Raw genomic sequence first — 13,720 nt, forward strand, 5'->3', positions numbered from 1 at the left:
AAATGGCCACCAAACTTGTTCCCACCCCCGGCCAGACCGTTGGCCCGTTCTACGGCTACGCGCTCCCGTTCGAGAAGGACAACGAGCTGCTGCCGCCCGGCGTCCCCGGGTCCATCCGCCTGCAGGGCACGGTCTATGACGGCGCCGGCCACACCATCCCGGACGCCATCCTGGAGATCTGGCAGCCCGACGCCGAGGGCAACGTCGTCCAGCGCACCGGCTCCCTGGTCCGCGACGGCTACACCTTCACCGGCTGGGGCCGCGGCGCCGTCGGCAACACCGGCGTCTACACCTTCACCACCGTCAACCCAGGGCCCACCAAGCCGGGCGCCGCACCGTTCATTTCCGTCGCAATCTTCGCGCGCGGCCTCACCAACCGCCTGTTCACCCGCATCTACCTGCCGGAGGACACCGGGGCGCTGGCCAATGATCCCCTGCTCAGCTCGCTCGACCCGGAGCGCCGCAAGACGCTGATCGCCCGCCGCGACGCCGACGGCGGCCTCACCTTCGACATCCGCCTGCAGGGTGAGGGCGAGACGGTCTTCCTGGACTTCCAGTGACCGACGCCGCCCTGGGAAACCTGCGAGCCTTCGCGGAAGAGGCCGACGCCGGCCTGCTCAGTCCCGTCTCAGCGTCGCCCCTGGTGGCGGCGCTGACAGGGGACCGGGCAGTGCTGGCCGCCATCCTCGCCGTCGAATCAGGCTGGGCTGCCGTGCTGGAACGGGCGGACCTGGCACTTGCCGGCTCCGCCGCCGTCGTGGCTTCCGCCGCCGACCCGGGACGCTACGACCTGGCCGGCATCGCGCTCCGCGCCCAGGGTGGCGGCAACCCGGTAATTCCGCTGCTGGCCGGCCTCCGGAAGAATGTGGCAGCACTGGACACCGACGGGGTGGGCGCCGCGAAGGCCGTGCACACGTCGCTGACCAGCCAGGATGTGCTGGACACGGCCCTGATGCTGTTGGCCCGGAACACCGTTCACGCCGTGCTGGCCGACCTGAAAGGCACGACGGCGGCCCTGGCGGCCCTGGCGGAACGGCATGCGGACACGCTGTGCGTGGGCAGGAGCCTGACGCAGCATTCCCTCCCGTTCACGTTCGGGCTGCGGGCCGCGCAGTGGTTCCACGGCGTGGCCGCCGCGGGCCGGCAGCTGGCGGCCCTGGAGTTCCCGGTGCAGTTCGGTGGGGCGGCGGGTACACTCGCTGCCGGAACCGTGCTGACGGACGGCTCCCAGGCCACGCCGTTCAGCCTGGCCGATGCCCTGGCGGCCCAGCTGGGCCTGGCCCCAGCCCCGGCCCCCTGGCACACCAACCGCCTGGCCGTCACATCCCTGGGGCATGCACTGGCATCCGTGCTGGACGCCTTCGGCAAGATCGCCGCCGATGTGCTGTTCCTCAGCCGCCCCGAGGTCGCGGAACTGGCTGAACCAAAAGCCGCCGGCCGCGGTGTGTCCTCCGCCATGCCGCAGAAGCAAAACCCAGTCCTGTCAGTCCTTGTCCGCAGCGCCGCACTGCAGGCTCCCAACCTGGCCGCCCAGCTGCACCTGGCCGCCGCGAACTTCAACGACGAACGCCCTGACGGGGCATGGCACAGCGAGTGGCCGGCCCTGCGCCAGCTGCTGGCACTCACGCTCGGCGCGGCAGGACATATGCGCGAACTGGCCGAAGGGCTGCGCGTGTTCCCTGACGCCATGCGCCGCAACCTGGACCTGGCCGGCCCGCTGCTGCTGGCAGAGGGTGTTGGCGCCGCCCTGGCACCCCTGCTGGCGGAGAAAGACGGCCGCACCGGAAAGCAGCAGCTGCAGGACGTGGTGGACCAGACCCTCCTCACAGCCCCTGCCGACCAGGCCGGAACCTACCGGAAGCTGCTCCGCGACGCCGTCCCGGCCGCCGTCGTGTCCGACACACGGCTGGAAGAGCTCCTTGACCCGGCCAGCTATCTCGGCCAGGCGGCGGAGATCGCGCACCGCATCGTGGCTGCCTTTCCCGACCACGTTCCCCCCACTTCCGAACCGAACCCTTCCCATCTGAACGGAGCTTCCCGTGGCTAAACCAGCCCTGAAAGCAGCGCTGCTGTCGCCCCAGCGGCCGCTGGGCGACCACCCCCTGCTGGTGGCGGGCCCGTCCCTGGGCACCTCATCCATCCTGTGGAACCGCGTGGCCACCCTGCTCGGCGACGACTTTGACGTAGTGGCCTGGGACCTGCCCGGCCACGGCGTCTCGCCCGCCGCCACTGCGCCCTTCGCCGTCGCCGATCTGGCGGCCGCCGTCGTCGAACTCATCGACTCCATCGCCCCCGGCGAAGCCTTCCACTACGCCGGGGTTTCGCTGGGCGGGGCGGTCGGCCTGCAGCTGGGTATCACGTTCGGCGAACGGCTCAGGAGCCTTTCCGTGCAGAACAGCGGTGCAAAGATCGGCACCCCCGAAGCCTGGCTGGAGCGCGCCGAAACCGTCCGCACCCAGGGCACCCCGGTGATGATCCAGGGCTCCGCGCAGCGTTGGTTCGCCCCGGGCTTCATGGACCGCGAACCCGAGTTCAGCAGCCGCCTCCTGCACTCCCTGCGCGATGCCGACCGCTTCAGCTACGCCTACTGCTGCGAGGCGCTGGCAGGCTTCGACGTGCGGAGCCAGCTCGGCGCCATCACCGTCCCCACCCAGGTCATTTCAGGCGCACTGGACGGCGTCGCGACGCCGGACATGGCCGCGGAGGTGGCCACCGGCATCACCGCCGGGGGTGGCACCGCCACCGCCGTGACCGTCGAAGGGATCTCGCACCTGGCCCCCGCGGAGGCACCGGCCCACACCGCGGACCTGATGCGCAGCCTGATGGCCTGGGCCGAATCGCGGGAGGCTGCCAAGTGAGCGGGAACGCAAGGCACGGCGCGGTCCAGCCGGACGCCACCAGCCAGGAAATCTACGACGGCGGCATGGTGGTCCGGCGCGAAGTCCTGGGCGATGCGCACGTGGACCGGGCCAACGCCAACAAGGATGGGTTCACCGAGGACTTCCAGGACATGATCACCCGCATCGCCTGGGGTGGGATCTGGACCCGGCCCGGGCTCTCCCGCCAGATGCGCTCCGCCGTGACCATCACGGCCATGGTGGCGCACGGGCACTGGGAAGAACTCGCCATGCACATCCGCGCTGCCATCACCAACGGCCTCAGCCGGGACGAGATCAAGGAAATCCTGCTGCAGACCGCCATCTACTGCGGGGTTCCCTCCGCCAACACCGCCTTCAAGACCGCCCAGCAGGTCTTTCGAGAAATGGATGAAACCGCATGAACCAGGCTTTTGTGTACGACGCCGTGCGCACCCCGTTCGGCAAGTTCGGCTCCGGCCTGGCGGCTGTCCGTCCCGATGACCTTGCCGCGCATGTGATCAAGGAGTCCGTGCAGCGGGCGCCTTCGCTTGATGTTGAACGGATTGATGAGGTGGTGTTCGGCAACGCCAACGGCGCGGGTGAGGAGAACCGCAACATCGCCCGCATGGGCACGCTGCTTGCCGGCCTCCCGGTGTCCATCCCGGGCACCACGGTGAACCGGCTCTGCGGTTCGTCCCTGGATGCGGCGATCATCGCGTCCCGCCAGATCAACGCCGGCGACGCCGACCTGGTGCTTGTCGGTGGCGCCGAGTCGATGTCCCGTGCCCCCTGGGTGCTGCCCAAGACGGAGAAGCCGTACCCGGCCGGGGATATGACGCTGGCCTCCACGACGCTGGGCTGGCGCCTGGTGAACAAGGCGATGCCGAAGGAGTGGACCATTTCCCTGGGCGAGGCCACCGAGCGGCTCCGCGAAAAGTACGGCGTGACGCGCGAGGCGCAGGACGAGTTCGCCGCGGCCTCGCACAACCTGTCCGCCGCTGCATGGGACGAAGGGTTCTACGACACCCTGGTCACCCCGGTGCCCGGCACGGACCTGGTGCGGGACGAGGGCATCCGGCCGGGTTCGTCGGCGGAGAAGCTGGCCGGCCTGAAGACGGTGTTCCGTGCCGAGGACGGAACGGTCACGGCAGGGAACGCGTCCCCGTTGTCCGACGGCGCCTCCGCGGCCTGGGTGGGCAGTGAGGCTGCCGCGGGGCTGCTGGGGCTGGACCCGCTGGCCCGGATCGCAGGCCGCGGCGCGCACGCCAACGATCCGCAGTACTTCGGCTACGCGCCCGTGGAGGCGGCGAACAAGGCCCTCGCCAAGGCGGGCATCGGCTGGGACCAGGTGGGCGCCGTCGAACTTAACGAAGCCTTCGCCGCGCAGTCCCTGGCCTGCATCAACGCCTGGGGCATCGACCACTCCATCGTGAACCGCCACGGCGGGGCCATCGCCATGGGCCACCCGCTGGGTGCTTCCGGCACCCGGATCCTGGGCACCCTGGCCCGCTCGCTGCAGGCCTCGGGTGAACGCTGGGGTGTGGCCGCGATCTGCATCGGCGTGGGCCAGGGCCTGGCCGTGGTGCTGGAAAACGTGACTGCTTCAAACGGAAAGGCATAAGCCATGCTGAACTTTGTCGATTCGGTCCAGGACGCCGTCGCCGGCATCAAGGACGGCTCCACCGTGATGATCGGCGGGTTCGGCAACGCCGGGCAGCCGTTCGAACTGATCGATGCGCTGCTGGAGTGCGGCGCCACGGACCTGACCGTGGTGAACAACAACGCCGGCCAGGGCGACCAGGGCCTGGCGCTGCTGATCAAGGAGGGCCGGGTGAAGAAGATGATCTGCTCCTTCCCGCGGCAGTCCGATTCCTGGCATTTCGACGCCAAGTACAAGGCCGGCGAGATCGAACTCGAACTGGTGCCGCAGGGCAACCTGGCCGAGCGGATCCGCGCCGCCGGCGCCGGCATCGGCGGGTTCTTCACCCCCACCGGCTACGGCACCATGCTCGCCGAAGGAAAGGAAACCCGGTTCCTGGACGGTAAATGGCAGGTCTTCGAGACCCCCATCCATGCCGACGTCGCCCTCATCAAGGCCCTCAAGGCCGACGGCAAGGGCAACCTGGTTTACCGCAAGACCGCCCGCAACTTCGGCCCCATCATGGCCGCGGCCGCGAAACACACGATTGTGCAGGTCTCCGAGATCGTTCCCACCGGCGGGCTGGACCCGGAAAACATCGTGACCCCCGGCATCTACGTCAACAGCATCGTTAAGGTTGCCGGCAGCGGCAGCATGGCAGGAAAGGTGGCCTGAGATGAGCCTCACCGACACGTCCCTCCAGACCTCGGCGACGCCGCTGGGCCGCGACGACCTGGCCCGGCTGGTGGCCAGGGACATCGCGCCCGGGTCCTTCGTGAACCTGGGCATCGGCCAGCCAACGCTGGTGTCCAACTACCTCACCGAGGACCAGAACATCACCCTCCACACGGAGAACGGCATGCTGGGCATGGGCCCGGAAGCCAAGGGCGACCAGATCGACGGGGACCTCATCAATGCCGGCAAGATCCCGGTCACCGAGCTCCCCGGCGCCTCGTACTTCCACCACGCCGATTCGTTCGCGATCATGCGCGGCGGCCACCTGGACATCTGCGTCCTGGGCGCCTTCCAGGTTTCCGCCACCGGGGACCTCGCCAACTGGCACACCGGGGCGCCCGGGGCGATTCCCGCCGTCGGCGGCGCCATGGACCTCGCCACCGGAGCCAAGGACGTCTTCGTCATGATGACGCTCCTGACCCGCGACGGGGCATCCAAGATCGTGGATGCCTGCACCTACCCGATTACCGGCGTTGGCTGCGTCACCCGGGTCTACACGGACAAGGCCGTCTTCCTCATCGGCCCGGACGGCGTCACCGTCCGCGAAACCTTCGGCTGCACCCTGCAGGAACTCCAGGACCTGGTGCCCGTCCCGCTCAAGGCCGCCGCAGCCGCCTGAGGACGGCTCTAGGATTGGTAACCATGACCAACGCCGCAGGCACCGATACCCAGTCCGCCCCGCAGGCCAGCGACCAGTACGTCCAGTCGCTGGCCCGGGGCCTGGCCGTGATCCGCGCCTTCGACGCAGAGCGCCCCGTCATGACCCTGTCCGAAGTTGCAGGGCAGACCGGGCTCACCCGCGCCACGGCCCGCCGGTTCCTGCACACGCTCGTCGAACTGGGCTACGTACGCACCGACGGCAAGACTTTCGCCCTCACGGCCAAGGTCCTCCAGCTGGGGTACGCCTACCTTTCGGGGCTGTCCCTGCCGCAGCTGGCGCAGCCGCATCTTGAGGAGTTGTCCCTCAAGCTGGGCGAGTCCACGTCCGCGGCGGTGCTGGACGGCACCGACATCGCCTACATTGCCCGGGTCACCACCCGCCGCATCATGACCATCGGCATCACCGTGGGAACCAGGTTCCCGGCTTACGCCACCTCCATGGGCAGGGTCCTGCTGGCGCACCTTCCGCCCGCGGACCTCAAGGCCTACCTGGCGGCGGCGGACATCAAGCCGCTCACACCCCGGGCCCTGGGCACCGTCCCGGAGCTGCTGAAGGTGCTGGACGCCGTCCGTTCACAGGGCTGGTGCCTGCTGGACCAGGAGCTGGAGCTGGGGCTCATGTCCATCGCCGCGCCCGTCTATGACGGCCCCAAGGTAGTGGCGGCCGTGAACGTGTCCCTGCAGGCCCAGACCGTGGAAGCCAAACCGGACCGGGAAGCCTACCTGGCGTCCGTGGCGCAGGAAATCGTGGCCACCGCCCGGCACATCTCCGCGGACCTGACCGCCCGCGGCTAGGAGCGGAGCCCGGCTAGCTGATCCTGGTTTCAGCAAACAGCCGGCGGAGGGTGAAGAAACAGCCCAATGCGCTGAACAGCAGGGCAACCAGGAAGTCGCCCGCGTACCCGTCCACCACATCCCGGTTCGTTGCAAGGTTGTAAAGGAGCAGGTCCCACGTTCCCGCGTCGGCCAGCATGGTCAGCGGAGAACCGCCGCCCAGGTACTTGGCGGCATCAACCAGCATGCCACCCCAGAAGGACAGCAGGACCGTTGCGAGCGTTACGGCCGTCACCACCCAGGCCCCGCGGCGGCTGATCGTCCCTCCGGTCCCCAGGACGTACAACCGTGCCGCCGCGGCAGCGGCGATGAAGGCAACAATCGATGCCATCCAGCCCATGTTCCACAGCACCAGCCAAGCGGCGACACCGACGGGAACGGCGGCGAGGGCGAAGATTGCTCCACGGACCACATCCTCACCGGCTGCGCGGACCGGCGCTGCCGCTTGGAACTGGCTGGCCACCGGGGGAGTCCATGCCCCGGGAGCCCGCAGCCCGAACTGGGGTTCGGCCGGCGTACCGCCTTCCCCGGGTTGTGATGCATCGAATTCTGCGCGCTCTGGCATGGTTCCCCCAATATGTGTGATGTGCGAATCCCGCTTATTGTCACACGTCAGCGCGCAGGGACTGTTCCCACGCGATGCACCACGGCTTCACTGGGCGGGCCGGCACAACGCACGGGGCGGACGACGGCGGATTGCTTGCCGCCGTCGTCCGCCCCCCTTTTGTCCGGGGTTCCTGCCCTACCGGACCGGGTTGCCGAGCTGCCGCAGGGGCGTTTTGGCGGTCTCAAGCGCCCACCACGCCCCGGCCACGGCGAGGATCGACGAGCCGGCAACGATCCAGGCTGCCGGACCCCAGTTCGCCTTGTCCGCACCCACCAGGGCGGTGCCGAGCAGCGGTGTGAAGCCTGCGCAGAGGATCCCGATTTGAAGCCCGATCGCCATGCCGGAGTAGCGGACCTTGACGTTGAAGAGTTCGGAGAACCAGGCGGGGTAGATGGCGTTGGACATGGCGTAGGTGCCGGCGGTGATCAACGTGCTGGTCAGGAAGATCATGGGGATGTTTCCGGTGGCGATCACCGAGAAGTAGACAAAGATCATGATGCCGGAGCCCAGGACCCCGATGATGAAGACCGGGCGGCGGCCAAACGTGTCGGAGAGCCGCGCGGTCAGCGGCTGGGTGACGACCGCCAGGACGTTGCCCACGATGCTGACCCAGAGCATGGTGGAGGCCGGGACGCCGACGGATACGGCGTAGGCCAGGCCGAATGACTGCATGAACGTATTGGTGACAGTTTCGAAGGACATCAGCGCTACCTGGAAGAACTGCGCCGGGTGCGTCTGGAACATCTTGGCAAAGGGGAGCTTCACCAGTTCGCCGTGTTCCTGCTTTTCCTCGAACACCTCCGGCTCTGCCAGCGACCGGCGGACCATATAGGCGACGATGAGCACGATGAGGGACAGCCAGAACGGGATCCGCCAGCCCCAGGCAATCCGGTCGGCCTCGCTCATGGCAGCCACCGGAAGGAACGCCAGGGACGCCAGGACGATGCCGAAGGAGATGCCGCTCATGGCAAAGCTGGCGAAGAAGCCGCGCCGCCCCTCAGGCGCCTCTTCCGTGGAGAGGGCCGATGCTCCGGCGGTCTCGGCTCCGGCGGAGAGGCCCTGCAGCAGGCGGAGCAGGACCAGCAGTGCCGGGGCAAAGTACCCTGCGGTCTCGAAGTTCGGCAGGGCGCCGATGAGGAACGTGGCGCTGCCCATGAGCACCAGGGTGAGCACCAGGGTGTTCTTCCGGCCGATCTTGTCGCCCAGGTGGCCGAACACCACTGCGCCGAAGGGGCGCGCCACGTAGGCCACGCCGAAGGTGGCGAAGGATGCCAGGAGGGCAACCGTGGGGTCGCCGGCCGGGAAGAAGATCTTGGAGAAGACCAGGGAAGCGGCGGTGGCATAGATGAAGAAGTCGTAGTACTCCAGGGCGCCGCCGAGGAATGCGGCCAGTGCTGCCTTCCTGGCGCGCTTGAGCCGGCGCTGTTCCTCAGGCGTGGACTGGGCCTGGGCTCCTGCTGCGATGTCGGTCATTTCGGGGTTTCCTTCCACGCTGAAGGCGGGGGACTGATATTTTGTACGCATAACGAACAAGTGTGCGAAATGCGCCTAGATCGAGGATACTAGCTGGTGACGCCAATCACAACGCCGCTGCCCGCGAAAGGTGGAGGAAACAGATGGAACCGAGTACGCAGCCTTCCCGCCTGGCCCTGATCGGATCGGCGGCGTCCCAGGCCATGTCACCCGGCTTGTGGAATCCCGTCCTGCGCGGACTTGGCACCGGCTGGACCTACGAGGCTTGGGATGTGGCGCCGGACGGTGACCTGGCCGCCGTCCGCGCCAGGCTCCTGGCACCGGACATGGTGGCCGCCAATGTCACCATGCCGCACAAGCACTGGGCCGCCGAAACCGCAGACGTTGCCGCGGAGCCGGTCCGGCTGAGCGGTGCCTGCAACCTGCTGGTGCGGCAGGACCACACACTGCTGGCGCACAACACCGACATCACCGCTATCGAAGTACTCCTCGGCGGTGCCTACCAGCGCCATGCCCTGCTGCTCGGCGCCGGCGGGGCGGCGCGCGCGGCCCTGATCGCCATCAGGGACAACGTGGGCTCCGTGTCCATCACCGACCGGGACCCGCAGGCGTCGCACGAACTGCTGGAGCTCGCCCGGGAATTGGGCATCAACGCCCGGGACGTCACGTGGCAGCAGGCGCAGGACCTCGCCGCGGAAGCATCCCTGATCGTCAACGCCACCCCCATCGGGAAGAGCACCTCCGATGGGCCAGCCTGGGGCGGCTCGGCACTGGCACCCGACGCCGTGCTCTACGACTTCGTCTACGCCCGCCACAGCACCGCCAGTGTCGCCTGCGCCCAGGCGATGGGCGTCCGGTCCATTGACGGGTGGGACCACCTCCGCGAACAGGCGGTGGCCATGGTGCCGCTGCTCGGGCTGGACGCCCGGGCACGGACGCTGCTGCAGGAAACGCTGGTCCGGCTACGGGACGGGCATTAGGCCCTGCCTCCCGGCGGCCCTTTGACGGCACCGCTGCCCGATATGATCGGACAGGTGCGAAAAGCCCGGCAAGCCAGTGCCGGTGCGCGTTATCGGTCCGGGGAGGAACAGGAGTGGAGGAGCAGGCAGGCTACTTCGTGAAGTCGGTGGAAAAGGCCTTTGACGTCCTGCTCGCCTTCACCGCGGACCAGCCCCGGCTCACCGTCTCGCAGGTCGCCGCACGGACGGACATGACCCGCGCTTCCGCCCGGCGTTTCCTGCTCACCCTGGCCGACCTTGGCTACCTTCGTCCGGCCGGGCCTGCCTTTGAGCTGACGGCGCGGTCCCTGGACATCGGCAGGTCCTACCTTGCTGCGTTGACCCTGCCCAGGGTGGCGGAGCCGCACCTGAGGGACCTTGCAGCAGAGCTTAACGAGACCACCTCCCTCTGCATTCTCGAGGGCGGTGACGTGGTCTACGTTGCGTGCGTCCCCTCGCCACGCCTGTTGAGCGTGTCCATTACCGTCGGTACCCGCTTCCCGGCATGGGCCACCTCCATGGGCCGGGTCCTCCTGGCCGGACTGCCCGCCCCGCAGCTTGAGGAGTACTTCCACTCGGTCCGGCTGCACCGCTTCACCGACCACTCCATCGGCAGCGTCGAGGACCTGCGGACGGAAGTGGAGGCGGCCAGGGCCAGGGGGTGGTCCATGGTCTCGCAGGAACTGGAGGAAGGCCTTCGCGGCGTGGCGGTGCCGGTCCGGCGGGGACACGAGGTGGTGGCCGCGGCCAACGTTTCGCTGCAGACACACCGCGCCGCCGCCCAGGACATCGAAGCGTCGGTCCTGCCGCAGCTAATGGAAACCGCCCGCCGCATAGCGCTTGACTACGGCGGACCGCCGCAGGGCCCGGCAGGAGATGCGAGATAACGCTTTGCCACCGAAGCCGGCAACGCCACTCCCGCAGCGGGAGCGGTGGCCCTAGACTCTAGCCAACTGCGTGCAGCAGAGCCGCTGCAGCGCTCGTCAGGAAGAGGAGTCAGCGGGTGAAGCTGGGGATTCCGCGGGAACGCCGGGAGGGCGAGCGGCGTGTGGCCGCCACTCCCGACACTGTGAAGCAGTTGGCCGGGATGGGCCTGGAGGTCCTGGTGGAAACCGGGGCGGGGGACGGCGCCGGCCACCCGGATTCCGCCTACCACCAGGCCGGCGCCACCATCGTCCCCGGCCTGGATAACGCCGCGCTGGACCTCCTGGCCCATGTCCGCCCGCTGGATGCGCACACCGCTGCATCCCTCAAACGGGGCGCCGTGACGGTGGGGCTCGCGTCGCCGTCGTCAGAGCTGCCCGCCGTCCAGGCGCTCGCGGACGCCGGGGTCACCTCCTTCGCCTTGGAGCTGGTGCCGCGCATTTCCCGCGCGCAGTCCATGGACGCCCTCACCTCCCAGGCGCTGGTGGCCGGGTACCGGTGTGTCCTCGAGGCCGCCATCCGGCTGCCGCGGTTCTTCCCGCTCTACATGACGGCCGCAGGAACCATCCCGCCGGCCCGCGTCCTGGTCCTGGGCGCCGGCGTGGCCGGGCTGCAGGCCATCGGCACCGCCAAGCGGCTGGGTGCCCGCGTCTTCGCCAACGACATCCGGCCCGCCTCCGCGGACGAGGTGGCGTCCATGGGCGGCACCTTCATCCGGCTGGACCTTGAGACAGCGGAGGCGGCCGGTGGCTATGCGCGGCAGTTGAGTTCCGACGCCGGCACCCGGCAGCGGCAGCTGCTCGCACCGCACGTGGCGCAATCGGACGTATTGATTACGACGGCGGCGGTCCCCGGGCGGCCGGCTCCCCTTTTGGTGACCCGGGAGATGGTGCAGGGGATGCGCCCGGGATCGGTCGTCGTCGACCTCGCCGCGGAGTCCGGGGGCAACGTGGAGGGCTCCGCGCCGGGCCAGGACATTCCAATCCCCACCGCCGACGGTACCGGGCACATCACCCTGGTGGGCCTGAAGGATCCCGCTTCCGCGATGGCGTCCGACGCCTCCCGCCTCTACGCCAAGAACGTGGCAAACCTGCTGGCCCTGCTGGTCCGCGACGGTGCGCTCACCCTGGATTTCGACGATGAAGTGGTGGCCGGCGCCTGCCTCACGCACGACGGTGCGGTCCGGCACCAGCCCACGGCGGAACTGCTCACGGCACGGGCCGCGGCCGGTACAGGTGCGGCAGCGGCAGCCCGGCAGGAAGGAAGGCTCTGATGGATGGAACAGCCCTGCTGACCATCACGGTCCTGGCAGTGTTCGTCGGCTTCGAAGTGGTGTCCAAGGTTTCCAGCACCCTGCATACGCCGCTCATGTCCGGCGCCAACGCCATTCACGGGATCATCCTGGTGGGTGCCATCATCGTGGCCGGCCAGGCAGCCGACCCGTGGGTCCTGGCCGTGGCGCTGCTCGCCGTCGTCCTTGCCACCGCCAACCTGGTGGGCGGGTTCGTGGTGACGGACCGGATGCTGCACATGTTCCATGCCAAGCGGGACGTCGCCAAGGCCGGGCCCGGGCAGGGGGCGGGCAACAAATGAGTCTCCTGGCCCCGGTCTGGACGTCGCTGCTCTACCTCGCCGCGGCCGTCTGCTTCATCCTGGCGCTGCGGGGACTCAGCTCCCCGCGGACCGCCCGCCGCGGAAACCTGGTGGGCGCACTTGGCGCCCTGATCGCCGTCGCCACCGTGTTTCTGTCCGCCCGGCTGGAGAACATCCCCTGGATCCTGGGCGCCATCGCCGTGGGATCAGTGGTGGCGGCACCCGTGGCCCGCCGCGTGAAAATGACCCAGATGCCCCAGCTGGTGGCCCTGTTCAACGGCGTGGGCGGCGGTGCGGCAGCCCTGGTGGCCCTGCTGGAACTGGGCCATGCGGACAACCCCTGGGTGCGCGTTGCCGTCGTCTTCACGCTCCTGGTGGGCGCCGTTTCCTTTGCCGGCTCGGGCATCACCTTCGCCAAGCTGCAGGAACTCATGACCACCCGCCCGGTCGTGTTCCCCGGGCTTCCCGTGGTGATGGCCGTGGTCCTGCTGGCCGCGGTGGCCGCCGGTGTGGCCGTGGTCATCACCGGTTCGCTGCCGCTGGCCGTCCTGCTGCTTGCCCTGGGCCTTGCCGCCGGTGTCCTGCTGGTGCTGCCGGTGGGCGGCGCCGACGTGCCCATCGTCATCTCGCTGCTGAATGCCTTCACCGGCCTGGCCGTTGCGGCGTCCGGACTGGTGCTGGGCAACGTCCTGCTGGTGGTGGCAGGAACCCTGGTGGGGGCTTCTGGCACCATCCTGACCCGGGCCATGGCCGCGGCCATGGGCAGGAGCGTGGCGGGCATCCTGTTCGGGGCCTTCAGGGGAGGTTCGACGGCGGGATCCACCGCGGTGAGCGAACGTCCGGTCCGCTCGTCCTCAGCGGAGGACGTGGCGGTCCTGCTGGGCTACGCCCAGCGGGTGATCATCGTCCCGGGGTACGGACTCGCGGTGGCCCAGGGCCAGCACACGGCCGCGGAACTGGCGCTGGCCCTGGAAGCCCGGGGGATCGAGGTGGATTTCGCCATCCATCCCGTCGCCGGGCGCATGCCGGGCCATATGAACGTCCTCCTGGCCGAGGCCAACGTGCCGTACGAATCACTGAAGGAGATGGGCGAGATCAACCCGGAGTTCAAGACCGCGGACGTGGCCCTGGTGGTGGGTGCCAACGACGTGGTGAATCCGGCGGCGAAGACGTCCTCCGGTTCCCCTATTTTCGGGATGCCCATCCTGGAGGTCGCGGAGGCGCGGCAGGTGGTGTTCCTGAAACGGTCCATGCGCCCGGGATTCGCCGGCATCGAAAACGACCTGCTGTATGAACCGCAGACCTCGCTGCTGTTTGGCGATGCCAAGGAATCCCTGGCCCAGGTGCTGGGCGCGGTGAAGGCCCTTTAGGCGCGGTACGGGCCCGCCGCCGGGTTACC

At 68.9% G+C, this 13,720-nt stretch carries 15 protein-coding genes; 13 read left to right on the forward strand and 2 right to left on the reverse strand.

What is annotated here, in order from left to right; genetic code table 11:
* Positions 1-2: 2 nt before the first annotated feature.
* The 8 genes from pcaG to RM50_RS05615 are packed head-to-tail and all read left to right on the forward strand — an operon-like array spanning position 3 to position 6,687.
* Positions 3-560 (forward strand): protocatechuate 3,4-dioxygenase subunit alpha, encoded by a 558-nt coding sequence (pcaG, locus tag RM50_RS05580; RefSeq protein ID WP_043450785.1) that lies wholly within the window; start codon positions 3-5, stop codon positions 558-560.
* Positions 557-2,047, forward strand: coding sequence for a lyase family protein (locus RM50_RS05585; protein WP_052259989.1), 1,491 nt, complete (start codon positions 557-559; stop codon positions 2,045-2,047). The genes pcaG and RM50_RS05585 overlap by 4 nt, the downstream gene beginning before the upstream one ends.
* On the forward strand, positions 2,040-2,858 hold the full coding sequence (locus RM50_RS05590) for an alpha/beta fold hydrolase (RefSeq protein WP_043450788.1): 819 nt from the start codon (positions 2,040-2,042) through the stop codon (positions 2,856-2,858). Before RM50_RS05585 ends, RM50_RS05590 begins: the two co-directional genes overlap by 8 nt.
* Entirely contained in the window at positions 2,855-3,280 is a 426-nt protein-coding gene (gene pcaC / locus RM50_RS05595; protein ID WP_043450790.1) for a 4-carboxymuconolactone decarboxylase, read from the forward strand. Before RM50_RS05590 ends, pcaC begins: the two co-directional genes overlap by 4 nt.
* Positions 3,277-4,479, forward strand: coding sequence for a thiolase family protein (locus RM50_RS05600; protein WP_043450792.1), 1,203 nt, complete (start codon positions 3,277-3,279; stop codon positions 4,477-4,479). Before pcaC ends, RM50_RS05600 begins: the two co-directional genes overlap by 4 nt.
* Positions 4,480-4,482: 3 nt before the next feature.
* Positions 4,483-5,172 carry a 3-oxoacid CoA-transferase subunit A gene (locus RM50_RS05605; protein WP_043450793.1) on the forward strand — a complete coding sequence of 230 codons (690 nt, stop codon included), beginning with the start codon at positions 4,483-4,485 and terminating at the stop codon, positions 5,170-5,172.
* 1 nt (position 5,173) lies between these two features.
* Positions 5,174-5,851 carry a 3-oxoacid CoA-transferase subunit B gene (locus RM50_RS05610; protein WP_043450795.1) on the forward strand — a complete coding sequence of 226 codons (678 nt, stop codon included), beginning with the start codon at positions 5,174-5,176 and terminating at the stop codon, positions 5,849-5,851.
* 23 nt (positions 5,852-5,874) lie between these two features.
* The gene (locus RM50_RS05615) at positions 5,875-6,687 is read left to right on the forward strand and encodes an IclR family transcriptional regulator domain-containing protein (protein WP_043450797.1); all 813 of its coding nucleotides are present in this window, start codon (positions 5,875-5,877) and stop codon (positions 6,685-6,687) included.
* Positions 6,688-6,700: 13 nt separating this feature from the next.
* On the opposite strand, the gene RM50_RS05620 is transcribed toward RM50_RS05615, so the two are convergent.
* Together RM50_RS05620 and RM50_RS05625 are read right to left on the reverse strand one after the other, a co-directional pair.
* On the reverse strand, positions 6,701-7,291 hold the full coding sequence (locus tag RM50_RS05620; protein WP_156133843.1) for a hypothetical protein: 591 nt from the start codon (positions 7,289-7,291) through the stop codon (positions 6,701-6,703).
* 177 nt (positions 7,292-7,468) lie between these two features.
* Positions 7,469-8,806, reverse strand: coding sequence for an MFS transporter (locus tag RM50_RS05625; protein ID WP_043450800.1), 1,338 nt, complete (start codon positions 8,804-8,806; stop codon positions 7,469-7,471).
* 143 nt (positions 8,807-8,949) lie between these two features.
* Between RM50_RS05625 and RM50_RS05630 the strand changes: the two genes are divergently transcribed.
* The 5 genes from RM50_RS05630 to RM50_RS05650 all read left to right on the forward strand — a co-directional run bounded on the left by RM50_RS05630 (position 8,950) and on the right by RM50_RS05650 (position 13,691).
* Entirely contained in the window at positions 8,950-9,786 is an 837-nt protein-coding gene (locus RM50_RS05630; RefSeq protein ID WP_082006990.1) for a shikimate dehydrogenase family protein, read from the forward strand.
* A gap of 113 nt (positions 9,787-9,899) precedes the next feature.
* Positions 9,900-10,691 (forward strand): IclR family transcriptional regulator domain-containing protein, encoded by a 792-nt coding sequence (locus RM50_RS05635; protein WP_043450801.1) that lies wholly within the window; start codon positions 9,900-9,902, stop codon positions 10,689-10,691.
* A gap of 116 nt (positions 10,692-10,807) precedes the next feature.
* Positions 10,808-12,001, forward strand: a complete 1,194-nt coding sequence (locus tag RM50_RS05640; protein WP_043450802.1) for a Re/Si-specific NAD(P)(+) transhydrogenase subunit alpha — start codon at positions 10,808-10,810, stop codon at positions 11,999-12,001.
* Positions 12,001-12,321 carry an NAD(P) transhydrogenase subunit alpha gene (locus RM50_RS05645; RefSeq protein WP_043450803.1) on the forward strand — a complete coding sequence of 107 codons (321 nt, stop codon included), beginning with the start codon at positions 12,001-12,003 and terminating at the stop codon, positions 12,319-12,321. The genes RM50_RS05640 and RM50_RS05645 overlap by 1 nt, the downstream gene beginning before the upstream one ends.
* The gene (locus tag RM50_RS05650; RefSeq protein WP_043450804.1) at positions 12,318-13,691 is read left to right on the forward strand and encodes an NAD(P)(+) transhydrogenase (Re/Si-specific) subunit beta; all 1,374 of its coding nucleotides are present in this window, start codon (positions 12,318-12,320) and stop codon (positions 13,689-13,691) included. Before RM50_RS05645 ends, RM50_RS05650 begins: the two co-directional genes overlap by 4 nt.
* Positions 13,692-13,720 lie beyond the last annotated feature (29 nt).

The sequence above is a fragment of the Pseudarthrobacter phenanthrenivorans genome, from assembly GCF_000813845.1.
In the GTDB taxonomy this organism is placed as follows: Bacteria; Actinomycetota; Actinomycetes; order Actinomycetales; family Micrococcaceae; genus Arthrobacter; species Arthrobacter phenanthrenivorans_B.

Coding starts and splice junctions, on each gene's coding strand:
- pcaG (WP_043450785.1), top strand. CDS start 3: ATGGCCACCAAACTTGTTCCCACCCCCGGCCAGACCGTTGGCCCGTTC.
- RM50_RS05600 (WP_043450792.1), top strand. CDS start 3,277: ATGAACCAGGCTTTTGTGTACGACGCCGTGCGCACCCCGTTCGGCAAG.
- RM50_RS05605 (WP_043450793.1), top strand. CDS start 4,483: ATGCTGAACTTTGTCGATTCGGTCCAGGACGCCGTCGCCGGCATCAAG.
- RM50_RS05610 (WP_043450795.1), top strand. CDS start 5,174: ATGAGCCTCACCGACACGTCCCTCCAGACCTCGGCGACGCCGCTGGGC.
- RM50_RS05615 (WP_043450797.1), top strand. CDS start 5,875: ATGACCAACGCCGCAGGCACCGATACCCAGTCCGCCCCGCAGGCCAGC.
- RM50_RS05620 (WP_156133843.1), bottom strand. CDS start 7,291: ATGCCAGAGCGCGCAGAATTCGATGCATCACAACCCGGGGAAGGCGGT.
- RM50_RS05625 (WP_043450800.1), bottom strand. CDS start 8,806: ATGACCGACATCGCAGCAGGAGCCCAGGCCCAGTCCACGCCTGAGGAA.
- RM50_RS05630 (WP_082006990.1), top strand. CDS start 8,950: ATGGAACCGAGTACGCAGCCTTCCCGCCTGGCCCTGATCGGATCGGCG.
- RM50_RS05645 (WP_043450803.1), top strand. CDS start 12,001: ATGGATGGAACAGCCCTGCTGACCATCACGGTCCTGGCAGTGTTCGTC.
- RM50_RS05650 (WP_043450804.1), top strand. CDS start 12,318: ATGAGTCTCCTGGCCCCGGTCTGGACGTCGCTGCTCTACCTCGCCGCG.